20 protein-coding genes, 1 pseudogene and 1 riboswitch are annotated in these 23,630 nt (G+C 50.5%); of the genes and pseudogenes, 14 read left to right on the top strand and 7 right to left on the bottom strand.

What is annotated here, in order from left to right; genetic code table 11:
* Positions 1 to 101: 101 nt before the first annotated feature.
* From BFJ94_RS14985 to BFJ94_RS14955, 7 genes and pseudogenes are all read left to right on the top strand, one after another.
* Entirely contained in the window at positions 102 to 1,076 is a 975-nt protein-coding gene (locus BFJ94_RS14985; RefSeq protein ID WP_120463389.1) for a metal ABC transporter solute-binding protein, Zn/Mn family, read from the top strand.
* Between the two features lie 46 nt (positions 1,077 to 1,122).
* Positions 1,123 to 1,863 (top strand): annotated as a pseudogene (locus BFJ94_RS14980) (metal ABC transporter ATP-binding protein); the annotation flags it as partial.
* Positions 1,864 to 2,039: 176 nt separating this feature from the next.
* On the top strand, positions 2,040 to 2,990 hold the full coding sequence (locus BFJ94_RS14975; protein WP_438803695.1) for a metal ABC transporter permease: 951 nt from the start codon (positions 2,040 to 2,042) through the stop codon (positions 2,988 to 2,990).
* Positions 2,990 to 3,883 (top strand): metal ABC transporter permease, encoded by an 894-nt coding sequence (locus tag BFJ94_RS14970; RefSeq protein WP_120463386.1) that lies wholly within the window; start codon positions 2,990 to 2,992, stop codon positions 3,881 to 3,883. Before BFJ94_RS14975 ends, BFJ94_RS14970 begins: the two co-directional genes overlap by 1 nt.
* 359 nt (positions 3,884 to 4,242) lie before the next feature.
* Positions 4,243 to 4,986, top strand: coding sequence for a Cof-type HAD-IIB family hydrolase (locus BFJ94_RS14965; RefSeq protein ID WP_268238218.1), 744 nt, complete (start codon positions 4,243 to 4,245; stop codon positions 4,984 to 4,986).
* 7 nt (positions 4,987 to 4,993) lie between these two features.
* A complete protein-coding gene (locus BFJ94_RS14960) occupies positions 4,994 to 5,473 on the top strand; it encodes a DUF456 domain-containing protein (RefSeq protein ID WP_120463384.1) in 480 nt (159 codons plus the stop codon).
* A gap of 99 nt (positions 5,474 to 5,572) precedes the next feature.
* Positions 5,573 to 7,216 carry a putative polysaccharide biosynthesis protein gene (locus BFJ94_RS14955; protein ID WP_120463383.1) on the top strand — a complete coding sequence of 548 codons (1,644 nt, stop codon included), beginning with the start codon at positions 5,573 to 5,575 and terminating at the stop codon, positions 7,214 to 7,216.
* A 12-nt stretch (positions 7,217 to 7,228) separates the two neighbouring features.
* Here BFJ94_RS14955 and BFJ94_RS14950 read toward each other — a convergent pair whose 3' ends face one another.
* Positions 7,229 to 8,566: a DUF2515 family protein gene (locus BFJ94_RS14950; RefSeq protein ID WP_120463382.1), complete on the bottom strand. Its 1,338-nt coding sequence runs from the start codon at positions 8,564 to 8,566 to the stop codon at positions 7,229 to 7,231.
* A gap of 169 nt (positions 8,567 to 8,735) precedes the next feature.
* Between BFJ94_RS14950 and BFJ94_RS14945 the strand changes: the two genes are divergently transcribed.
* From BFJ94_RS14945 to BFJ94_RS14920, 6 genes are all read left to right on the top strand, one after another.
* Positions 8,736 to 9,092: a thioredoxin family protein gene (locus tag BFJ94_RS14945; RefSeq protein ID WP_120463381.1), complete on the top strand. Its 357-nt coding sequence runs from the start codon at positions 8,736 to 8,738 to the stop codon at positions 9,090 to 9,092.
* A gap of 177 nt (positions 9,093 to 9,269) precedes the next feature.
* On the top strand, positions 9,270 to 10,217 hold the full coding sequence (locus BFJ94_RS14940; RefSeq protein WP_120463380.1) for a COX15/CtaA family protein: 948 nt from the start codon (positions 9,270 to 9,272) through the stop codon (positions 10,215 to 10,217).
* 455 nt (positions 10,218 to 10,672) lie between these two features.
* Positions 10,673 to 11,389, top strand: coding sequence for a Cthe_2314 family HEPN domain-containing protein (locus BFJ94_RS14935; protein WP_120463379.1), 717 nt, complete (start codon positions 10,673 to 10,675; stop codon positions 11,387 to 11,389).
* Between the two features lie 117 nt (positions 11,390 to 11,506).
* Positions 11,507 to 11,660, top strand: a riboswitch (SAM riboswitch).
* A gap of 141 nt (positions 11,661 to 11,801) precedes the next feature.
* Positions 11,802 to 12,815 (top strand): methionine ABC transporter ATP-binding protein, encoded by a 1,014-nt coding sequence (locus BFJ94_RS14930; protein WP_120463378.1) that lies wholly within the window; start codon positions 11,802 to 11,804, stop codon positions 12,813 to 12,815.
* Positions 12,815 to 13,483, top strand: coding sequence for a methionine ABC transporter permease (locus tag BFJ94_RS14925; RefSeq protein WP_120463377.1), 669 nt, complete (start codon positions 12,815 to 12,817; stop codon positions 13,481 to 13,483). Before BFJ94_RS14930 ends, BFJ94_RS14925 begins: the two co-directional genes overlap by 1 nt.
* Positions 13,484 to 13,546: 63 nt before the next feature.
* Positions 13,547 to 14,407, top strand: a complete 861-nt coding sequence (locus tag BFJ94_RS14920; RefSeq protein ID WP_120463376.1) for a MetQ/NlpA family ABC transporter substrate-binding protein — start codon at positions 13,547 to 13,549, stop codon at positions 14,405 to 14,407.
* Positions 14,408 to 14,532: 125 nt separating this feature from the next.
* Here the strand turns inward: BFJ94_RS14920 and gnpA are convergent, their stop codons facing one another.
* The 5 genes from gnpA to BFJ94_RS14895 form a co-directional block, all read right to left on the bottom strand.
* Complete coding sequence (gene gnpA / locus BFJ94_RS14915; protein ID WP_120463375.1) at positions 14,533 to 16,707, bottom strand: 1,3-beta-galactosyl-N-acetylhexosamine phosphorylase; 2,175 nt, start codon at positions 16,705 to 16,707, stop codon at positions 14,533 to 14,535.
* Positions 16,708 to 16,721: 14 nt separating this feature from the next.
* Positions 16,722 to 16,904 carry a DUF6903 family protein gene (locus BFJ94_RS14910; protein ID WP_205571030.1) on the bottom strand — a complete coding sequence of 61 codons (183 nt, stop codon included), beginning with the start codon at positions 16,902 to 16,904 and terminating at the stop codon, positions 16,722 to 16,724.
* A 6-nt stretch (positions 16,905 to 16,910) separates the two neighbouring features.
* The gene (locus tag BFJ94_RS14905) at positions 16,911 to 17,795 is read right to left on the bottom strand and encodes a carbohydrate ABC transporter permease (protein WP_120463374.1); all 885 of its coding nucleotides are present in this window, start codon (positions 17,793 to 17,795) and stop codon (positions 16,911 to 16,913) included.
* A 12-nt stretch (positions 17,796 to 17,807) separates the two neighbouring features.
* Complete coding sequence (locus BFJ94_RS14900) at positions 17,808 to 18,701, bottom strand: carbohydrate ABC transporter permease (protein WP_120463373.1); 894 nt, start codon at positions 18,699 to 18,701, stop codon at positions 17,808 to 17,810.
* A 96-nt stretch (positions 18,702 to 18,797) separates the two neighbouring features.
* Complete coding sequence (locus tag BFJ94_RS14895) at positions 18,798 to 20,165, bottom strand: carbohydrate ABC transporter substrate-binding protein (protein ID WP_120463372.1); 1,368 nt, start codon at positions 20,163 to 20,165, stop codon at positions 18,798 to 18,800.
* A gap of 323 nt (positions 20,166 to 20,488) precedes the next feature.
* Between BFJ94_RS14895 and BFJ94_RS14890 the strand changes: the two genes are divergently transcribed.
* Positions 20,489 to 21,928, top strand: a complete 1,440-nt coding sequence (locus tag BFJ94_RS14890) for a carbohydrate ABC transporter substrate-binding protein (RefSeq protein WP_120463371.1) — start codon at positions 20,489 to 20,491, stop codon at positions 21,926 to 21,928.
* A gap of 88 nt (positions 21,929 to 22,016) precedes the next feature.
* On the opposite strand, the gene BFJ94_RS14885 is transcribed toward BFJ94_RS14890, so the two are convergent.
* Entirely contained in the window at positions 22,017 to 23,612 is a 1,596-nt protein-coding gene (locus BFJ94_RS14885) for a response regulator (RefSeq protein WP_120463370.1), read from the bottom strand.
* Between the last annotated feature and the right edge of the window lie 18 nt (positions 23,613 to 23,630).

Below are 23,630 nucleotides of genomic sequence, written 5' to 3'. Positions count from 1 at the left end.
AACATTTTTAATGTAGTTCAAAATATATATAAGGGAGAAACATTTATTCTTATATGCAAAAACTAGGGCAAGCTGCTCGGTATATTGGGGAGGAATAATCTATGGAACAAATTCGGGTTAAGAAAAGCCCCTTGCAAAGGGCGAAAATTACACTGAGCGTGCTGGTATTGATCATCGTTGCAGCCTGCTCGAAGGTGGAAGGGGAACCATCTCAGCTTACCAGAGCTCAGGATGGTAGCAAAATTCAAGTTGTCTCCACGATCGGGATGATTACCGATGTCGTTCAGGAGGTTGGCGGGGATGAGGTAGAGGCCATCGGTCTGATGGGACCGGGGGTAGACCCGCATTTATACAAGGCTTCACAAGGGGATATGACCAGAATGGATCAAGCCGATATGATCTTCTACGGCGGTCTGCATCTGGAAGGTAAAATGACGGAGATCTTTGAGAAGCTGGAGCGTAAGAAACCGACGGTTGCCGTATCCAGGGATATCGATACCTCGGCGCTCCGCTCTGGGGAAGATGCTGGGGGAACGCAATACGATCCCCATATTTGGTTCAATGTGAAGCATTGGATCTCGGCGACGGAGACGATTCGTGATGCGCTGGTCAGCTATGATCAGGCGAATGCGGATCTCTACAAGGCGAATGCGGATAAATATATTAAACAGCTTGAGGAGCTGGATGAAGAAGTACGGACGGCCATTACCGAGATTCCCGAAGCCGGTCGTGTGCTTGTAACGGCGCATGATGCTTTTGGATATTTTGGCGAAGCCTATGGGATCAAAGTTATGGGGCTACAAGGAATCAGTACCGCTGCCGAGTATGGCTCCAAGGATGTCAGCGAGCTGCGTGATTACTTGGTCGAGAATAAGATCAAGGCGGTCTTCGTGGAATCGAGTATTCCGACGAAATCGATGGAAGCTGTCATCGCCGGAGCGAAAGAGAAGGGGCATGCTGTTGAAATCGGAGGGGAGTTGTATTCTGATTCTTTGGGGGAACCGGGATCTGATGCGGATACTTATATCAAAATGGTGCGGCATAACGTAAGCACGATTGTAAATGCCTTGAAATAAAATGTAGGCGATAAGGGACGCCAGGGAGATAAGGAGCGCGATAATCATGGGGATATACCCGCTTGAAGTAGATAATTTAACGGTAGCCTACCAGAAGAAGCCGGTGCTAAGTTCGGTATCCTTTCGGATTCCTTCAGGGAAGCTGATCGGTGTGCTAGGCCCGAACGGTGCTGGTAAATCGACGATGCTCAAAGCCGTTCTCGGTCTGATTCCGACGGTGGGCGGATCGGTCAAAATTTTCGGTCAAAGCTATAAGGAAAGTCGTAAAAAAGTCGGCTATGTGCCGCAACGTGAATCGGTCGATTGGGATTTCCCGACCAATGCGCTGGATGTGGTGATGATGGGCAGATATGGACATTTGGGCTGGTTTCGTCGCCCGGGGGCCAAGGAACGCCGGATCGCAATGGAATGCTTGGCTAAGGTTGGCATGGCGGATTTCGCCGGCAGGCAGATCAGCCAATTATCGGGAGGCCAGCAGCAGCGGGTGTTCCTGGCTCGGGCCTTGGCGCAGAATGCTACCTTATATTTCATGGACGAACCGTTTGCCGGGGTCGATGCGACCACTGAGAAAGCGATCATCAGCCTGCTGCATGAGCTGAGAGAGCAAGGCAAGACAGTGCTGGTCGTTCACCATGACCTCTCGACGGTCAAAGAGTATTTCGATGAAGTAGTGCTGCTTAACGGCAAGCTGGTCGCCGCTGGCTCGACCGAGGAGACGTTCACGACTGCTAATCTGCAGAAGACTTACGGAGGACGGATCGCTATGCTGCAGGATGTGACTAATGCATCCGATCGGTCAGATGAGGCAGAAGTAAGCGGTGAATCGTCGCCGAGACGATCGAAGACAGCCAGGAGAGCTGGAAAGGCTGGAAAGTCCAGCATGACGAACGCAGCGGATGGGGTGGATATCCCGGATGAAGCGGAAGGGGCGGATGTACCGCTTGGGGCGGTGAGCCGCACATGATGTCATCTTTGCTAGGCTGGTTTGCCGATCCTAACATGCAATGGATCTTGATGGGGTCTTTATTGCTCGGCATCGGCAGTGGAGTTATCGGCTCGTTCACTTATTTACGTAAGCAGAGCCTGATGGGGGACGCGCTCGCCCATGCCGCATTGCCCGGAATTTGTATCGCCTTTATGCTCATGGGCGTGAAGTCGATCGGATTATTCATGCTCGGTTCGATCATCTCGGGGATGATCGCTACCTTCGGTATACATGCGATTACCCGCTATTCCCGTATTAAACAGGATGCGGCACTCGGGATCATTTTATCTGTTTTCTTTGGAATCGGGGTTGTGCTGATGACGAAGATACAGCACAGCGGGAACGGCAATCAGAGCGGTCTCGACAAATATATGTTCGGGCAAGCGGCTTCCATGATGAAATCGGACGTATATATGATGGGAGTTGTCTCGCTGCTTTTGATTATAGTTTGCTTTATTTTATTCAAAGAGTTCAAGCTCGTCAGCTTCGATCCCGGCTTCGCCAGAGGGATGGGAATGAAGGTTGGGCTATTGGAGCAGCTTCTGTTATTCATGACGGTGGTAGCTGTTGTTGTAGGCATTCAGGCAGTGGGTGTCGTACTGGTAGCGGCGTTGCTGATCACTCCGGCTGTATCGGCCAGATATTGGACAGATTCGCTTGGGGTAATGGTGGTGCTGGCTGGCTTCATCGGCGCTTTCTCCGGTGTGACCGGAACGCTGATCAGCGGTACGTTATCCAACCTGCCTACAGGGCCAGTTACGGTATTGGCGGCGACCTCTTTATTCTTGGTCTCGGCGATCTTCGCCCCTAATCGCGGCCTGGTGGCCAAGGTATGGCGCAGAGCCCGCACCAGACAACAGATTCAGCAGAGCCAATCGCTTGAAATGGCCCAGCAGCGTTCACGAACTGTAGAAGGAGGGCTCGACTGATGATGGATTTCTGGATTATTCTTACCGGAACCTTGGTAGCGGCGACTTGTGGAATATTGGGCTGCTTCCTCGTTCTACGGAAAATGGCGATGGTCGGCGATGCGATCAGTCACTCGGTGCTTCCCGGCATTGCCATAGCCTTTCTGCTCGGCGGTTCTCGGGACTCCGTTCTGATGCTGTTCGGAGCGGCGGTGCTAGGGCTGATTACAGTGGTGCTAATCCAGCTGCTGCAACGTAGCGGATTGCAATCGGATGCCTCGATCGGCATCGTATTTACGGCATTATTCGCGATCGGAGTCATTCTGATCAGCCGAAATGCCCAGCATATTGACCTGGATCTGGATTGTGTGTTGTTCGGTGAAATAGCCTATGTGCCATGGGATTCTTTGATCTGGAATGGCTACAATCTGGGTCCTGTCGCTATCTGGATGTTAGGAGGAACCTTCCTCATTGTGCTGATTACGATCGCGTTATTTTATAAGCAATTCAAGATTTGTGCCTTCGACCCTGCGCTTGCCGCAGCCTTGGGCATACCGGTAGCCTTGTTCCACTATCTATTGATGGGATTAGTCTCCTTGTCAACGGTCGCTTCATTCGAGAGCGTAGGAGCTATTCTCGTAGTCGGGATGCTGATTGTTCCCGCAGCGACAGCGTACTTGCTGACAGACCGTCTCGGTCTGATGCTGCTATACAGCGTCATTATCGGAGCTATCAGTTCTACCGGCGGCTACTATATGGCGAAACTGTTCGACGCTTCGATCGCCGGCTCGATGATCACGGTATGTGGAATTCTGTTCGTACTGACATTCCTGTTCTCGCCTTCCCATGGGCTGATCTCCCGCTGGACGAAGCGGCAGCAGATGCGCGGCGGCAATCTAAACCAAGTCATATAGAGGTAGTTCAAAGAGTCCGCTTTTGATCACGTAGTTAACTCAGGAGGCTAACTCGGCATCGAATCTTGAATTCACCCGGGCCTTCCGGTGCTCACGTACCCACTACGTACGCTGCGCTCCTCAGTCCCGGCTTCATCCAACCTTCTCGGTGCTGAAAACCGGACTTTTTGAACTTTTATTTGAATTGGTATTCGATATATAAAATGATCAGGAGGATTTCCCTTTGGGGGGAGATCCTCTTTTTTGGCTGCGCTCCGTAAATTTTGCGGCTGTGAGTGGTAGCTAGGTGATCGGGTAGGATTATGATAAAATGACGATATGTGTGCCTAGAATATTATCTACAGAATGGGGGACTACTGTTGAGGTATAAATTACTAGCGTTAGATATGGATGGGACGTTACTTACGGACCAACACCAGATCTCCCCGGAGACGGAAAAATGGATTCGCAAAGCGATGGATGCCGGAATCCATGTGTGCCTGTCAACAGGACGCATGTACACGGAGGCCGTACCCTTTGGCGAGCAGCTTGGACTGGAGACGCCTATGGTAACGGTGAACGGAAGTGAAGTCTGGCGTTCTCCTTATCAGCTGTATCGGCGTGAATTACTTGATCCGGCTGTCGTCTCACAAATGTATCGGCTGTCCCGGGATAAGAATGTCTGGTTCTGGGCCGATGCGGTGGAAGGAAAATATAATGAGAAGAATTGGGAGCCAGGGCTGCCGGAGCGGAATCAATGGCTGAAGTTCGGCTATCATACGGAAGATCATGATATCCGGCATGAGATAATGCTGAGCCTGCAAAATATCGGCGGACTTGAGATTACGAACTCATCCCCTTATAATTTGGAGATCAATCCTCCTGGTATTAATAAAGCGAGTGGAATTCAACATGTCTGCGAGCTTCTCGGCATACAGATGTCAGAGGTTGTGGCGATTGGCGACAGCTTAAATGACCTCGCTGTCATTCAGGCTGCTGGTTTGGGCGTTGCGATGGGTAATGCGCAAATGGCAGTACAGGAAAATGCGGATGTCGTCACCGCTTCCAATAATGATGATGGGATTGCGCTGATTATCCGCGATTATATTTTGACGGAGGAGTGAGCGTCTAATGACGGTGCTGGGCTGGATATTGGTCATCCTTTTATTTGCTGTAGGGATGGCAGGGGCAGTTTATCCCGTGCTGCCGGGGGTACTTGCCGTTTATTTTGCCTTCTTCGTATATGGTTGGTTCTTCTCATTCGAAGCCTTTGGCTGGGTGTTCTGGACCATCCAGACGCTGATTGTCGTCGTGCTGATGGTGGCCGATTATGCGGTTGGAGCCTGGGGTGTCAAGAAGTTCGGCGGCAGCAAGCTGTCGATTTGGCTTAGTACCATCGGTATTATTGTCGGCCCGTTCGTGATCCCTGCCTTTGGTCTGGTGCTCGGTCCTCTGCTCGGCGCAATGATCGGGGAACTGATCCGCGGGGAGAGCATCGAGAGAGCCTTTAAGGTAGGAATTGGCTCTGTAGTAGGCTTATTCAGCAGTTTTGTCGTGAAAATTATCCTCCAGCTCGTCATGATCATTCTATTCATTATCTGGATTATATAAGTCACAGATTATAGCGTAGAGCGCATCCGCGCTCTATTTCGCACTATTTATCTTAACGCGCATTACTCTTGCAGTAATCCTGGAAAGAAGGAATCATTTTTGTCTAAGAAAGAATCTTTCATTAAAGGCACGTTAATTCTTGCCGGAGCGGCATTGATCGCCAGAGTGTTGGGCTTGTTCCAGCGCGTCCCTCTGGAGCATATTCTGGGGGATATCGGGAACGCCTCCTACTCCCAGGCAAATGCCGCTTATTTCATGCTGCTGACCATTGCGACGGCAGGGATTCCTAGTACATTAAGTAAAATGGTATCCGAGCGGCATGCGCTGAACCGTCCTATGGAAGCGAGACGAATCTATCATGCCGGGCTGATGTTCGCAGCTGTGTCCGGCATCGTGATGTTTGTGCTGCTGTATATGTTTGCACCGGCGTATGCCCGTGCTTCAGGGATTCCTGAGACAGCGGTGACGATCCGGGCGCTGGCGCCTGCCTTGCTGCTGTTCCCGTTGATTGCGATTATCCGCGGTTACTTGCAGGGGCGCAACATTATGATCGCCGGCGGGATCTCGCAGGTGATTGAACAAATCGTCCGCGTCGGGACGGGACTGGTTCTGGCTTTCCTGTTCTATCATTGGGGATATTCTGGCGAGAAAATCGCCGCCGGGGCTACCTTCGGCGCGGTTATCGGCGGGGTGGCTGCCTTGCTGGTCATGCTCTATTACAATATGAAGGTGCGCCGCAAGGACCGGATGGAGCTGCAGCTGCAAGTTCAGGAGGGACAGGCCAAGATATCCTATGGCCACATCTATGCGGAGATCTTCAAGCTATCGATCCCGATCGTCGTCTCCTCGATGACGGTGTCGGCGGTGAATTTCATCGATAATTCGATTCTGAAGCCGCTTTTGTCAGGACAGATCGGTCCGGTTGAGGCGACTTATGTACTGGGGATTCTCGGCAACCGGGCGCAAATGATCGCCGGGATACCGCCGATCCTGGCGATTGCGCTAAGCCAGTCGTTGGTGCCGATCATTTCCGCGGCCTTCGCTCGCGGGGATCAGGCGCATTTGAAGCGCCAAGTTACGCTGGCGATGCAGGTTGCTGTGCTTACGGGCATGCCGATCATCCTCGCGCTCGGAACAGCGGCTTACTCCGTGAACGGCTTGCTGTTCAGTACTCGTGATGGCAGCGGTATTGTGGCTATGCTTACTTTTGCGACGATCTTTCAAATTACGATGATGACCAGTAATTCGATCCTGCTGGGCATCAACAAGGCCACGCTCTCGATGGTGCATGTAATTATCGGGATCATCGTCAAGCTGGTGGCCAGCTATGCGCTGGCTCCGCTGCTGGGCATCTACGGAATTATAATCGCTACAGCGTTGTGCTTCCTCGTGATCACTTTGCTTAATCTGCGTTCGATGAAACTGATTGTTCCGTTCTCGATCATGGAAGGACGCTGGGGCGGATTTCTGCTTACCGTCGTGTTGTTAGCGGGAGTTGGTTATGGACTGAATCAGCTCGGCATCGGCATGGAAGCCTTCATGCCTGGCCGGATCGCCTTCTTCCTGACCTGCTGTATCGTCGGCACAGCTGTCGTAGCGCTCTATCCGGTGCTGCTGGTCGTGCTGCGAGTGGTCCGGAAGGACGAGCTAGGGAATTATCCGCGAGCGCTGCAAAAAGTGTTCCGCCCGCTCATGCGTTTGCAGCGCGGTTCGGCGCGTACTGGCACTGGCGGAACGATGTAAATGCGAGCGGCTTTAGTCGGCGGCGCCCTCCGGGAACGCCGACCGCATGACGCCATACCTGTGCTCGCGACTGACGTCGCACAGGTATGGCGGCTGCGGCGCGCTGATGCCATCCAGCGCGCTGTGGTCCTTGAACCAATCCTCGCGTAGGATTGGTTCATAGGGGGCATCGCCCCAAGCGTCCAGCAGCTTGGGGCTATAGAGACGCTGGCCTGCGGGCAGCGTCTCGCCCTGTGGAAGCTCTGACCCCTCACGTACAGGGGTCAGAGCTTCTGCTTTATTGGCCGTGAACAGGTCCGGCCAATAGTCCGCGCGCGAGCCGGTGTGCGGCACGCACGCGGCGAAGCGCTGCGCGCCGCTGTGCACGGCGCGCAGCCCGAACAGCATCGCGTATAGGCTCTTGCCTAGCGCGATGCGGGCGGGCAGACTGACCGGGTTGATGACGCTGCGACCGGCCAAACGGTGCGCAGCGTAAGATTCAGGGCAGTCTCGCCCGCTGGCTGCAGACTCCTGTTGCTTGAGTCCGTATATATTCCCGCTGTTCTCGAGCAGCGGGAATATTATATGATTCATACTAAGCAATTGAATCAGAAATGATTCATGGATCTCATCCAAGGATATTTGATAATGCGGATGACGAAATACCTGTTTATCTATATAGTTCTGCTCATTTATAATAAGCCCGACGGTCAGCAGCGGACTGCTGCGGTCGATCCAGAACCTCTGCCAAAATGGCTCCATGAAGCGGGAAACATGGAAGTAAGGAAGCAGGTGGAACAAGCTTCGGCCAATTTCGCGGCTCTTGGAGTATAGTAGGAGCTGCGGGTAGGCATCTTGGAAAATAAGCGCATTACTGCGCTCAAAAAAACGATAGATGGATTTTTTCTCTTCTTCATCGAGTACATTTTGCAACCTGCTCCCCTTGAGGTCGGTCATCCACCAGCCAGCATTGCGCGATACCATATGAGCTAGGAAAGCCCAATGTAGCTCAGGGTATTGCTCATATATCGTCCAGTAGGCTTCGGTGCGGGTGATATTGCTGATTTCCGACTTGCGGGTAGCATTAGCAATCTCTTCGGCAAGCTGCAGTTCGTCCTCCGTCCATGTCTCCGCGAGGCCTCCATGTGCGAATTTACGGCGCAGCAAATCCTCAATTTCCGTTTTAACGGCATTAACTGTGGCTTCGTTCCACTCGAGTGCGACCCGCTCTTCCCTTAATTTGCTGGAATCCGACCATTGTGCAGCTTTGTCTTTAACAGCTTCGCCAATTACTATTGGAAGACGAAGGATCAATTTTTTCAGACCGTCTTTGTTCGTGCTCTCGGGATCAGGGGGAATCTGCTGCGTCATTGGTAAACCTCACTTTCGTCACCGTAATAATGGTCTGGAGTAGTAAATCATGTCGATAATTTCTGATGTTATAAGTATGCTCGAAACATTTGACTTCCACACTTCAATTTGGTTGACTAGAGATACATCGATTTGGGAAATACACGATATGAGAGAGGAATGAAAAGCTATGAGAAAAATTACATCGGCAGAGGAATTCCAGACTAGCATTCAAGCCGGCGATCTGGTTGTGGCCGTCTTTAAAGCGGACTGGTGTGTAGATTGCAAATTCATCGACCCGTTCATGCCTGAGGTGGAGCAGAAATATGAGGGTCGTCTGACCTTGATGGAGGTTGACGTGGATCAGGTTGGAGATGTCAGCCAGGAGCAGAATATTCTCGGAATCCCGAGCTTCATCGCTTATACCAAAGGCAGGGAGCTGGTTCGCTTTGTTAATAAGCTCCGCAAATCCCGTGAGGAGATCGAGGCTTTCCTGGATAAGGCGTTAGATGTTTATTCCGCTCTGCAGGATACCGCGAAGGGCTAAGACAATTAAAGCTTGGATGAACAGCACGCCGCCTCCAGAATGATGGAGTCCGGCGTGCTTTTGTTTTTTTGAATAATTTGTCATGTTCCCCTATGATTGCATGGGGGATATCGGGTATAATGAAGTGGTATGAATTGTGAATATTTCTTAACACTTTGTTATAGCAGGTGAGAATCGTTGAAGACCAAGCATTTGAAATGGCTTAGTTACTTGTCCTGTTTTGTTATGTTTCTCGCAACCTTGGGCGGGAGTGTGGTGACGAAGACGGAGTCGGGCCTGGGCTGCGGCAATGAATGGCCGCTATGTCACGGGAAGTTCGTCCCTGCTCATACGCTGGCTTCGATGATTGAATATTCCCATCGGGCTATCAGCGGAGCTGCGGGCTTGCTGGCGGTCGGTGCCTTCGTAGCCTTCTGGATGTTCCGCAAGAAGCGCAAGGATTTGCAGTTCTATGCTTTGCTGGCGCTTATTTTCGTAATGGTCCAGGCCTTCATGGGGGCGATGGCGGTGATTTACCCGACTTCATCCGGTGTAATGGCGCTCCATTTCGGTTTTTCGCTGGTCGCTTTTGCCAGTTCGATTATGCTCGCGCTAGGGGTCCGGCAGGAAGAAATCGCGGAGAAGAATGCCACACCACAGTCGGCAGGGGTCCCCCTTTATCCCGTATCGGCCAGATTTCGCAATTTGACTTGGTTCGCCACGATTTATACTTATATCGTCGTATACATAGGAGCCTATGTCAGCCATACGGATTCAGCGGGAGGCTGTAGCGGCTGGCCGCTCTGTAACAATGAGCTGATCCCGGATCTGAGCGGGGGGACGGGCATTGCCTTTATGCACCGGATCGCAGCCTTGCTGCTGCTCGCGCTGATTGCGCTGGTCGGGCATTTGGCTTATTGGAAGCACCCGCATCATAAGGAGATTCGCAAATTGGGGATTGCCGCCACGGTCCTGATTATCATTCAGGTGTTCACGGGAGCCGGGATTGCACTTACCTTGACTAATTACAACGTCTACCTATTCACCTCACTTGCCCATATTGTCGTGTTGGCCTCGCTGTTCGGCGTATTATGCTATCTGAGCGTAAGAACCTGGCAGCTCAGCAGGCTGCAGCTAACCGTCTAGCCAAGTGAGAAGCCAGGCGGGGAGCAGCTGGATGTGTAAGCAGTAACGAAACACCATATCGTTATTTCGGCGAAATCAGCATCAACTCAAATCTAACGAAATATCGTTATTCAGGCAAAAAACGGCTATTTAGGCCCTGATTTACTCTAATAACGATACCCAGATTCGTTAGATTTTGAAATCGCTCCTTTTGAGGCGAATAGCGATACCACGTTCATTACAAATTCAGGGGGGAAGATCAGTCAAATTTCTGCCTCCCATGATGGATGTCTTGTCGGATCTGGTGCATCCTATGAGGACGAGCCGGAGAGTGAAGTCTGATGAATTATTCCCGCGTGAGGATATCGTGAAATTGGTGAATGAACGCTGGAAGTCTTATTCTGTATATATAAATGGTTGCACGAATAGAGCAAGAGCATAGACACCCAGTCACTTGCAGGAAATGAGGAATGACAATGCTGCGTAGCTTACTTGGAGAGCCGCCCAGACAACCCGAGGACAGACTAGAAAAAGCGATAAAGGCGATGAACGAGACGGTTCGCCATGTCCGTAAGGAAATTGAGCTTCACCATGATCCGACCCATGATTACCGCAAGCTGGAAATCTGGATTCTCGGCTTGATCTCTTCGCTTGATGAGCTGGAGGAATGCTATTTCGCCTCAAGCTTCTTCCGCAGGAAGGTCGTCCATGATTCGGTCACAGATATGGATGCGGCGGAACGCGAGAACTATGCCAGGTATGTGTTTTTCTATAAAGATGGATTCATTCGAGTGTTTGCTGTGCTGGACAAGCTCGGTACAGTGCTTAATGAGCTGTTCGATATGAAAATGGGCAAGGTCAAGACGCATTTCTCTTACTTTACGGTGCTTCGTCAGCTTCAAGCCGCGCCCAAGTATGCCGAGTTGGGTCAGAGACTGGCCGTGATCAAGGGTCAATACCATGAAGCGCTATCGGAGCTAAGACGCCGCCGTAATACAGAAATCCATTATATGAACTCTGAGATGAGGGATGATCTGTGGCAGCGGCATCAGGCTTTATTCGGCAAAATAGAGCTTGAAAATCTGGATCTGCATATCCGTGATCTCGATCAGGGCTATCAGATGGTGTGCGAGACGCTAGAGACGGTATTTGAGTACACGAATCAAAGATGGAAGCAAATTGCTTCTGGGTAATAAATCCCCCGTGCGACGCTCTTTTTGCCGACTGTGTCAAATTTCCTTTGACAAACTGTGAGAATGTTACTATACTCAGGATAGTTTCAGAAACCCGTGTATATAATTTCATAACTTTTCTTATCGAGAGTGGTGGAGGGAAAGGCCCGATGAAGCCCGGCAACCGATTTATCTGAATCTTTGGTATGATACCTTGATCAAGATAAATGTCATGGTGCTAATTCCTTCAAAGTTTGTTCAGCTTCCGGCGGACAACTTTGGCAGATGAGAAGGCATTGTCTTTACGTAAAGAGAGCCCTTTGATTCTGTGAGGGGCTCTTTTCTTGTATTAATTGGTAGATATTCTAGGAATAACAGTGATGTGAAGAGCGGGCGTACCGCATTACATGACTGCATTTAGGGGGCAATTGACTTGATTGAACTCAAACAGCTGACGAAGACTTACGGCGACAAAAAGAAAAAAACAACCGCCTTATCCGGGCTTAATTTATCCGTTGGCAAAGGTGAAATATTCGGTGTAATCGGTCATTCCGGGGCAGGGAAGAGCACCTTGATCCGCTGCATTAATCTGCTGGAGCGTCCGACGGAAGGCGAGGTGTGGGTTGGTGGTGTAGAGCTGACCCGGCTTGGCAAGCGGGAATTGCAGGAGAAGCGGCGGAAGATCGGCATGATCTTTCAGCATTTCAATTTGCTGTCCTCGGCGACGGTATTTGATAATATCGCTTTTCCGTTAACGTTGATTCATACACCGAAGCAGGAGATAGAGAAAAAGGTGAATGATCTGCTCGAACTGGTCGGGCTGCAGGAGCATGGCAGTAAATATCCGGCCCAGCTGTCCGGCGGTCAGAAGCAGCGGGTTGGCATCGCTAGAGCGCTGGCGAGTGATCCAGATGTGCTCTTATGTGATGAAGCGACCTCTGCACTCGATCCGCAGACGACCGACTCCATTCTCAAGCTGCTACTCGATATCAATCGCAGGTTTAATCTGACGATCATGCTGATCACGCATGAGATGCATGTGATCCAGAGCATCTGTGACCGTGTCGCTGTCATTCATGCCGGCGGCATTGTAGAAGAGGGACCGGTGACGGAGGTATTCCTGAAGCCGCAGCATCCGGTGACGAAGGAGTTCATCGAGCGGGATGCGCGCGGGGAGGAAGGCTTCAATCTGGCGGCGGCTTCGCTGGCGAGTGGCTCCCGCTTGGCGAGAATTACGTTCCTCGGTACGAAGACCTACGAATCGATCATGTCCCAGGTCGTGCGGGAGACAGGCGTTAATTTTGCTATTCTGCAGGGCACCATATCTACAATCAAGGATACGCCTTACGGGAAGCTGACAGTAGCATTTGAGGGCAAGGATGAAGATGTGAAGCGGACGATTGAACTGTTACGACAGCGTGAGCTAGATGTGGAGGTAGTGAAATAATGGGAGGTCTGGATTTCTCGAAGATTGATTGGACCGAGATGGGAACGGCTTCGGTGGATACATTGCAGATGATGCTGTACTCCACGCTATTCACTCTCGTTATCGGCTTACCGTTGGGGGTACTGTTGTATGTCTCCTCACGGTCCAATTCCGCGGTATTGCAGTGGGTATACAGAGTAATGTCATTTATCGTTAATATTATTCGTTCAGTACCATTCATTATTCTGATCGTCGCTTTGATCCCGCTAACCCGGGCCATCGTCGGCGTATCCTCCGGTGTACAGGGGACGATTCCTCCGCTTGTCATCGCCGCTGCGCCATTCTTCGCCCGTCTCGTGGAGACGGCGCTACGTGAAGTGGATCGCGGAGTGATCGAAGCTTCGCAAGCGATGGGGGCAACGCCCTTCCAGGTAATCCGCAAGGTGCTGCTGCCGGAGTCGCTGCCTGGACTTATCGCGGGCGTTACGATTACGGTAGTCACTCTCGTCAGCTATACCGCGATGTCGGGGATGATCGGCGGCGGAGGCCTGGGGGACCTGGCGATCCGTTACGGTTATTACCGTTATGAGAAGGAAGTTATGATCGTCTCGGTTATTTTCATGGTTATTCTGGTGCAGGTACTGCAGATGCTGGGCGATCGGCTGGTCATTTATTTTACTCGGAAATAAGGAATTACTAAATATAGAAGCTGCTATCCTTATTCAAATTTAATTAATAGGAGGTCATACTGTATGAAAAAGTGGAGTCTTACCCTGTTAACTCTTGTATTGGTGCTGGTGGTGTCCGCTTGCGGAAGCAACGGAGACAAGGGGGCAAATAATACGGCGGGAAGCAGCAATGCTGCTGGAACTGAGAATACGGCAAGCTCGGATAAGCCGGTGAAGCTGGTCGTTGGGGCGACATCGCCTCATGCAGATATTCTTAAGCATATTGCTCCAGCTCTGAAGGAAGAAGGAGTTGAGCTGGAAGTGAAGGAATTCTCTGATTATGTGCAGCCTAATATTCAAGTGTATGAGAAGCAACTGGATGCGAACTATTTCCAACATCAGCCTTATCTCGATGCACAGAATGAGCAGAATAACTTCGATCTGGTCTCGGTCGTAGGCGTACACGTTGAACCATTTGGCGCTTACTCCAACAAGTATACATCCAAGGATGAAATCGCCGATGGCGCTACGATTGCGATCCCGAATGATGCGACAAATGGCGGACGTGCGCTGCTCCTGCTGGAGAAGCAAGGCCTGATCAAGCTGAACCCGGATGCAGGTATTACGGCTACCGCTAAGGATATTACGGAAAATCCAAAGAACCTGAAATTTAAAGAAGTGGATGCCGCTATGCTGCCGCGCCAATTGGACGAGGTGGATCTGGCTCTGATCAATACGAACTATGCGCTCAAAGCGGATTTGAATCCGATGAATGATGCTCTGTTCATTGAGGATAAAGATTCCCCTTATACGAATATTCTCGTATCTCGCCCGGATAACAAGGAGTCCGATGCTATCCAGAAGCTGGCCAAGGCGCTGACTTCCGACGATGTGAAGACATTTATCGAGGATACTTACAAAGGTGCGTTAGTACCTGCGTTCTAAGGAACCATAAAGTAATACCATGCCACCGCTTCATTTATGGAGAGGGTGTCAAATATAAGAAACCAATCCCAACGCGGACGTTCCAAGTCCGCCGGGATTGGTTTCTTTTTTATTGCGGGATTCTATCAGATTTCATACCATCTGATTTCATTCGCTGCTAGCTGCAGCTCGAAGCTTGTGCCGTCGCCACGGTAGACGGTCGTCTGCTGTGGCTCATAGGTATTGTTGACCACGCAATATTTGCCATTCTTCACGTAAGCATGAACCTCGACATTATAGTTGTCGCTGAACCAGCGCTGTAGCTCATCCTCGCTATGGGCGCTCCATACAATTGCGCGATAGAGCAGACGGCTGTTCTCGAAGCTGTATGGCAGACCGCTGATGTAGACCCCGCGGCCCTGGCCGAACTCATGGACGGCGAGCTGTACTTCCTTATCGATCTGGCGCAGGACAGTCGTGCCTTCAAGGGCGAACACATTCTTCTTACCCTCACCAAAATCTATCCGCTTATGCCCTTGTTCATCGAGCTTGCAATCAGCGGTAATGAAATGATCATGCTCGGTCCAATTGTATTTATCGTAGCCCAGCGTGAAGCCTCGTTCCAGCTCCACCCCGAGGATCGAGCTCAGTTGGAAATAGCGTCCATTCGCCTGATGAGCCGCGGGTTCGCCTACGCCGATAAAGCCGCCGCCCTCATGGACGAAGCGCTTGATCGCGGTCATGATGTCCGGGTCCAGCCACCAGTCTCCCCCCGTATATGCGGTATCGGCATCTCCGATGTTAAGGATCACATCGATATCCTCGAGAATCGAGGCATCCTGTTTAATATCATCGAAGCTGATGAATCTGACATCGAACGGTGCCCCGGAGAGGGCTTCGATGATCCCGGCATAGCTATAGTTGGGCTTGTAATAGAGGGCATGGTGAACCATATGATTGCCCCAGGCTCTCATTTTACCCCAGCAGTTGAGTACAGCTACCGTTTTTACACAGTAAGGTGTCGTTCCTTGCACATTGTCATACAGGGTTCGGAATTCATCACAGACGCTCTCCACATAATCGACGAACTCGGGAAAGTCCAGCGCCAGCTTCAAATACCCGCCATAGCCGATCCGGTCGATCGGTTTGCGCAGGATGGCCCGGCGGGCGGTCACCCAATTCACCTTGGCTTCGCGGACGGGATCTCCGCCTTCATGGAAGGTGTCCGGGAAGAAGTAAGGCAGGAAACGTCCTTCTGTATATTTAACTCCGGGAATATCGCTGATCAGCCGTAGGGTTGAACCATTGCCTACACTACCGACAACCGCATCCAAACCGATTGAGGTGAATTCATCCATGAACGGCTCGGTCCCGATCCAGTGATCGCCGAGGAACATCATCGCTTCTTTGCCGCATTCATGGACAATATCGACGATTTCCTTGGCCAGCTTGGCGACTTCACGCCGCTGAAAAGCCTGGAAGTCGTGGAACTCCTTCGAAGGAATTCGATACGTATTGTTGAAATAACCCTGATCGATGATAAACTCTGGCCGGAACTTGTATCCGACCTCCTGCTCGAATTGCTCCAGGATATACGGGCTCACCGAGGCTGAATAACCGTACCAGTCTACATACTTCTCCCGGGCCAGTTCATCAAATATAAGCGTAAACTGATGGAAGAAGGTTGTGAACCTTATCACGTTAACATAAGGGTGGTCGGCAATAAATTTACGGATTCGCTCCATCGTGAATTGATGCGTCTTAGGCTGCCTGACATCGAAGGTCACCTGATGCTCGACATCCTGCCAGTCATTGACGACGGAATTATACATATGCACCGGGTCCCACATGATATACGCGAGAAAGCTCACAGTATAGTCATGGTACGGCACGGCCTTGATCGTAACGCTCACCGTTGCCGGATCATAGCTCCACTGCGCAGTAGGCACGACCTCGCCTGTCGTGCGGTCGATCACTTCCCACCAGCGCGTTATATCATCACGCTCATTGACTTTGAGCATATCGGGATATAAGCCCTTCATCAATGGGATAGTCAGCCTCGTATCTGTAGCTGTATAGAAGGGGGTCATCAGGTACATCTGCTGGATCTCATCTGGATGAGCCAGAGCCCATTCATTATCCTTGCGAGTCGTATAATACGTAGAATAGATTTTGGCATCGGTCTGGCTCAGCTCCGTTGGAAAATCGGTGCCATCGCAGTCCCGGATCGCATCTGCGCCCCAGCGCTCCATGATCTCCCGGGTTTGTGAGATCACGTCCAGATCCGTTGGAATAGTAACACGACCTTGCTTATTAGCAATGGTGAAGCTCCTTCCTATTTATATTGTCGATTATAGAACCAGAGCAAGCCGATGAGCAGGGCAAGGCCGATCAGCATCGTCCCGAGCCCGGTTGCTCCAATATTTTTCTGGCCGGTAATCACCAACGCGATCGCAATCACAAAAACGATCAGCATGAGTAAGTGATGCAGCCGAGTTCTCGAAGAATCGTTCATCATGAGCACCTAACCTTTCAGCCCGCCCATCGTCATGCCTTGGGTCAGCTTTTTTTGTACTAGAATATAGAGCAGCAGGGTCGGCAGCATCACCAGCACCAGACCTGCATACATCTGGCCGTACTGAACAGCGGATTTCTGAGCTGCCATCAGGTTCATCAGCCCGACCGGAAGCGTCCTCAGCCCCGGCTTGGTGAGTAGCGTCATCGAGATGATGTACTCATTCCAGAAGGAGAGGAAATTGAACAGGATGACAGTGACGATGCTGGGCTTGGCCATCGGCATAATCACCTGGACCATCGTGCGGAAATATCCGGCCCCGTCAACCGAAGCGGCCTCCTCATATTCCTTAGGCAGGGTCTTGAAATAGCCCGATAGCAGATAAATCGTAAAAGGCAGAGCCATCGCAGCATAGACGAGTGCCAGAATGAACAGATTGTTGAGGAAAATAGGCTGGCCCAGGATGCTGCGCATCGATTTGTCCCCATTGTTCAGCATGAGGAAGATCGGAACGACGATATAGTTGATGTTGATGAATAAGCCCGCCATGAACAGCATGTTCCAGAAGGTGCTGCCTTTGAATTTATATCTGGCCAGCACATAGGCGGCCGGCAAGGCGATGACCAGCAGCAAGCTGAGGGCGATCGCTGTAGTAATGACTGAGTTGAGCATGTAGCTGCCCATTTTGGCCTTCTGCCAGGCATCGGTGAAGTTCTGTAGATGTATTCCCTCCGGCAGAGCCCATGGACTGCCATAGAATTCAGCATCCTGCTTGATCGAAGCCAGGAATGCCCAGCCGACAGGGACGATAATGATGATCGCAAGTGCAATCAGCAGGATGTAAATGATGAATTTATAGAATCTGTTGCTGCTATGCTGATGATCTGTATTCATTTTGTCCCCTCCTTAATATTCCAAATGCTCTCGCCTGGTGACTGCGTTCAGAACCGCCGCCAGCGCGAAGGAGAACAGAAATACCACGACACCGATCGCCATTCCGTATCCATACGAAGAGTTGGTGTAGGCTTCCTTGTACATATAGCTCAGGAAAACCTCGGTAGCTCCGTCCGGCCCGCCGCCCGTCATAGCCATCACGAACAGGAAGCTCATATTAATCGTACTGATGATAAAAAAGGTCAATGTGGTGCGAATATTCGTCCAGATCAGCGGAATGGTGATCGCGAAGAATTGATGTCTGCGGCTTGCGCCTTCGAGCTCGGCCGATTCATACAAGCTCTCGGGAATATTGGCCATACTGGCCATATACATCACCATGTAGTAGCCGATCGCCTGCCAGACCATGGCCCCGCATAAGCTGTAGATGACGATCTTCTGATCGCCGAGCCAGAGGATTGGGTCTGAGCTGGCTGAACGGAAGAGGTTCAGGAACGCATTCAGCAATCCGTTGTTCGGGTCGTAGATGGCAGAGAAGATCGCACTGATGACGACGATGGACAAGATATTTGGAATATAAAAGATGATCCGAAAGAAATTTTGTCCGATCAATTTTTCACGGGACAGCATAGAGGCAAATAGAAGTGCAAAGGCAAAGGTAACGATCGACACCACGACGATCAACAGAACGCTGTTCTGAAAGGTCTGGTAAAACTTCTCACTCTGGAACAGCTTGGTGAAATTTTGCAATCCTACAAAGGTTTTATGATCCGTATAGCCGCCCCATTTATAGAGAGACATGCGGAATACATCGATCGTAGGAATAATCAGAAAGATGATAAAGAGAATGACTGCAGGTGCAAGACAGAAAAATATGAACCGCCCCCGTCCTTTTCTGTTATCCATGGGTTCATCTCCTTCCTAGGGTAAAAATAACGGTGGACAGCCGGGCTGACCACCATTATTTACATGTTGCGGGCGAAACGCTGTTAGCGGGCTTATTTATTTTTTTAGGGCGCCGCGCAGGGAGTCGCTTGCTTTCGTAATGGCTTCGATCCATTGATCCTTCGTCTTGGACTTGGTTACTAATGAATCAACGGTGCCGAATACTGTATCCGAAATGCTAACGCCTTCGACCGGGTCGGTGGTTGCGAATGCGCCCATAGCTGCCTTAGCACCGGAATCATATACGCTGTAGAACAGCTTGTTATCGCCTTCCAGCTTATCCGACATGCCCTTGATCGGTTGAACCGCGCCAACCTTGGCGAAGATGGACGCTGCTTCATCGGAATACAAATAAGCGATAAATTCTTTGGCCAGATCGGCGTTCTTTGCCTTGGCCGGAACCCAGATTTGTTCGAAGAAGGTATAAGAGTAACGATCCCCGCCATCGGTCAGAGCTGGCAATGCGGTGAAGCCCCACTTGAACCCGTCAGCGCGAGGGGCCTTGCTCATCTCGCCGACAACCCAGGTCCCGTTCGGCATGAATAGAGCCTTGTTATCGAGAATCAGCTGCTGGTTCTTCACGAAGTTATCCTTGTTGCCATTAGCCGGAACGGTTTTTTCTGTATAGTTAGCCAACTTGTCGACAACATCAAAGGCCTTGGCTGCTTCCTCCGTCTTCCAGATGCCTTCCGTATAATTCATCGCTCTGGTGAAGAATTCAGGACCGCCTGCCTCGTTCAGCAGCGCATAGAAGAAAGCATCGAAGTAGCCAGTGGTCGGATAGGAGAACAGAGCGATGCCTTCGGCTTTGGCTTTGTCGCCCAGCGCCCACATTTCATCCCAAGTCTGCGGTACTGTCCAGCCCTTCTCTTCGAAGAGTCCAGCGTTAAAGAACAAGCCACAAGGACTGTAGAACATAGGCATCAGATAAGTGTTGCCCTCTCCATATGGGTTGGTGATGGTTGTATCGGTGAAGCCTGGAATCAGCTTTTCGCGCACGGTGGCGCTTTCACCTGGAACGGTCATATAGAGCACTTCCGTTAAATCGGTGAGATTGTTGTCCTTGACGAAGGTCTCCGTCAGGCCCTTTGGCTGGCCGACCCCAAGGTGAATGACATCCGGGAAATCACCGGACTTCATGCCCGGGCCGATCACATCCTCCAGGTTTTTGTCGATGGTTAGCTCGATCTTGACCTCCGGTTTCACCTTCTCATAGGCGGTGGCGATTTCCTGCCATACATCAGCACCGTAAGCGGTTTCCAAAGCGGCAACCTTTAAAGTCCGCGTGGAGCCGCTGGCTGCTTCAGTATTGTTCGCAGCAGGTGCATTTGCAGAGTCGGAGCCTGATCCGCTGTTATTGCCGCCGCATGCTGCCAGGCTTAGAGTCAGTGTTGCTGCCAGTGCCAGGCTAAGTAGCTTTTTCATGATTAACCCTCCTGTATATGTCTTTCTTATCGAAGCTTGCATACGCTTACGAAACTTGGAGCGTACACCGGAATGACCTCCGGCATATTCAAGTTAGCTCATCCTGATCGATGCTTTCAATGGGTTCAAGCGATGTGAAGAGAATCGTCCATGCATCTGCAAAGATAATCTATACTTGGAATCCATGAGCGATACAACGCCGGTTTGCAGCCTGAGATTAAAGATAATTTTGTACATGGATTTATTATTTTTTGCATTTACCGTGAGTGGACGAATGTTATAGTAGAATTGAGAGGACAGAATGGAAATTAGGAGCCGACGTTATGAAAAAAGTAGTCAGCATGATCGCGATTGTCTTGATCTGTATCTTCGGTATCGTCTATATCAGCAGTGACTTAATAACCAGCCGCGGGGCGGAGCAGCCTTCGTCTTCTATTGCTCCGAATGGAGATAGTGATCATCCAGCGGCTGATTTCAAGAACAAGGAATTGAATATAGCTGTATTCATGGGGGGCTACGGCCCGGAATATTGGAAGGAAATCATCAGCAAGTTCGAGGCGGCTTATCCAGGAGTCAAAGTGAATATGACGATTAGTCCCAGAATCGCGGATGTGGTCAGACCGCAGCTGGTTGCTGGCAATCCGCCGGATCTGCTGGCGGTCGCGGATACGGAGCAGAGCGGCTTGATCTCTTCGCTAGTGAAAGAGAAGGGGCTACTGGATATCACTGATGTCTTCGAGAGCAAGGCGCTCGATCAGGATATGAAGCTGAAGGATAGGGTGCTGCCGGGGATGCTGGAGAGCACCCGTTTCTCGCCTTATCAGGACGGCAAAATCTATATGGCTCCGTTCAATGCGGGACCGATGGGTTTGATCTATAACAAAAATCTGTTCCGGGAGAAAGGGTGGAAGCTGCCGGAGACCTGGGAGGAATTCTTCGCTCTGGGTCAGGAATTAGAGAAGGAAGAGAACTATCTGACCGATCAGAATGGTCATAAGGTAAAAAGGGCTCTGTTCACTTACCAAGGTATCTATCCAGATTATCTGGAGGAAATCATGTACCCTTCGCTGGCTAATGCCGTCGGGATGGAGCAGCTTAAGCGAATCTTCGCTTACGAGCCGGGTTCCTTCCACACCGATGAAGTGAAGAAGGTATTGGATATGTTCGCCAAGATCGGCGTTGAAGGATATTTAATGGACGGAACATTGAATTTGAACCATACGCAATCCCAGACAGATATGATGCTGGGCAAGGCCATCTTCATTGTTAATGGCAGCTGGATGGAGAATGAGATGAAGGATTCGCCGCGGGAGGAAGGCTTCGAATTCGGTATGATTCCTGTACCGGTCTTCCATCAAGATGACGAGCGCTATATTCTGTCCAGCTACGAGCAATTCTCGATCCCTGTGCGTGCCAAGAACCCGGAACTGGCCAAGGAATTCCTGAAGTTTCTGTACACCGATGAATCAGTTAAGCTGTTTGCACAGAAATCTAACGGGGCTTTTGCTCTAAAGGGAGCCCAGGAACTATCGAAGCCTTATTTAACCCCGGGGGTATATGAAATGTTCAGCGCCTATGATGGGGCGACGGCGATTTTTCAGGATTGGAAGGCACTGCCCAAGGGCTCGAAGATTATTATTAAGGATGTGTTGTTCAGGGACTACATGACCCAGATTATGACAGGAAAAATGACGACGGAGCAGTGGATGGAACGAGTGGAGCAGGTCTTTGCCCAAATCCAAACAGAGATGGCGGCGGAATAATTTATAGAGAAGCCTATGAAGGGCTGTTCTACAAGTTGGAGGTAACTTGACAGAACAGCCCTGATTTAGTTCGGATATCAGATAGCCATCAATTAACCTGTTGCTTTTGGCCTTTATATTTTGACGGAGAGACCCCGAATTGCTTCTTGAACAGGCGGTTGAAGTAGAATTGATCGCTGATGCCGACGAGAGCGGCCACTTCCTTCATATAAGTATGCCCGTTGGAGATCAAAGCGGCGGCTTTGTTCATGCGCACAGTGTTGATGTAACTGATCGGGCTCATGCCCACCTGTTCCTTGAAGACGCGGCAAAGGTAGTTTTCGCTGAAATTAACGTAGGTCGAGATCATTTCCAGTGTAATCTTATCCTGGTAATGGGCTTCCACATAATCCATCACATCCAGAACCACCTTCTTCATCGCTGGCAAGTCGGTAGCCTCGTTAACCAAGCTAAGATGATCGAAGGCGGATATCGTATCCTCCAGTAATGAAGCCGTATCCATGCAATGCAGAAGAGCCTTCTTCTCGGTGTCATACTGCTCTTCATGAGTGATTCGGATCGTATTTTTACATAATGGAATATAGTCGAGGCATTTAAGCATGAACACTCTCACCGTCTCGGGATGGATGTGATGATCCTGGCACTGCTCAATGAAGCCCTGTATCAATGGCCGGATTGCCTCCTTACCTTGTTCCTGCCAATGGCGCAGCAGCGAGTTGGAATAGTCGACATAATTGATGTTGCTCAGTTCCTGTCTGAACGCCACATCCTGTTCGTAGATCACGGCTTGATGCTCATAGAAGTTGATATTCAGGGCATTTCTGCAGCTCCAGTATTTAGCTCTGGCCTCCTTGTACCCATGTATCTCTTGGGAATAGACGATGACAGGCTCCACCGCTATATACATCTGGATCAGCTTGCGTATTTTATTGCTGAAGCTAACCGGATCACTATGATGCTGCTCTAATTGCCTCTTCGAGATCATCGCTACCATGCCGTTAATATCTACTTGGAACAGTTCTATATCAGCCGCATCTTCGATGATGTCCAGAATCGTATTCTCGATGAAGGCGAGGGAAATATCCGATTTCTCTTTATGATCCGTTGATTTCTCAAGATTAAAGGTAATATAGAACAGGTAGCAGGGGGTATCCGTCATATGGAGGGCGATCTGCTTATCCTGTACGAAATGCTCAAGTTCATAATAGGTGTCTGTAAAATAATCTTTTAAAATCGAGTTCTTCACGCTTTTGAGGCTGCTCTGCATCATTTGTCTCATTTCCTGCTCTTCTAATGAATGCTGCTGCTCCTCAAGCAGCTTGGCCGTCTTATGAAGCTGGTTAATCAGGTCATCGGTCTTGATGCTGATCTTGAGCATATAATCGACCGCGCCGAGTAGCAGGGCTTCGCGTACCAGCTCGTAATCGCCAAAGTTGCTGGCCACGATCACCTTTCCGTGATAATTCAAATTGTTCAATTCCCGGATCAATTGCAGCCCGTCCATATTGGGCATTTTCAAATCGGTGATAATGATATCAGGCTGCAATTTATCGATAAGAGCCAGCGCCTCGGCTCCGTCGGAAGCGGTTCCGCAAATCGGAAATCCAAGCGCTTCCCAGGCGATCATCGTTCGCAGCGCAATCTTCACAATCGGTTCATCATCCACTAGCAATACGTTATACAACTAAGATTACCCCCTTAT

Origin of the sequence: Paenibacillus aceti, from assembly GCF_003614185.1 — a bacterium.
Taxonomy (GTDB): Bacteria; Bacillota; Bacilli; order Paenibacillales; family Paenibacillaceae; genus Fontibacillus; species Fontibacillus aceti.
The sequence above is the reverse complement of the archived record's forward strand: the minus strand, read 5'-3'. Positions and strand labels throughout refer to the sequence as shown.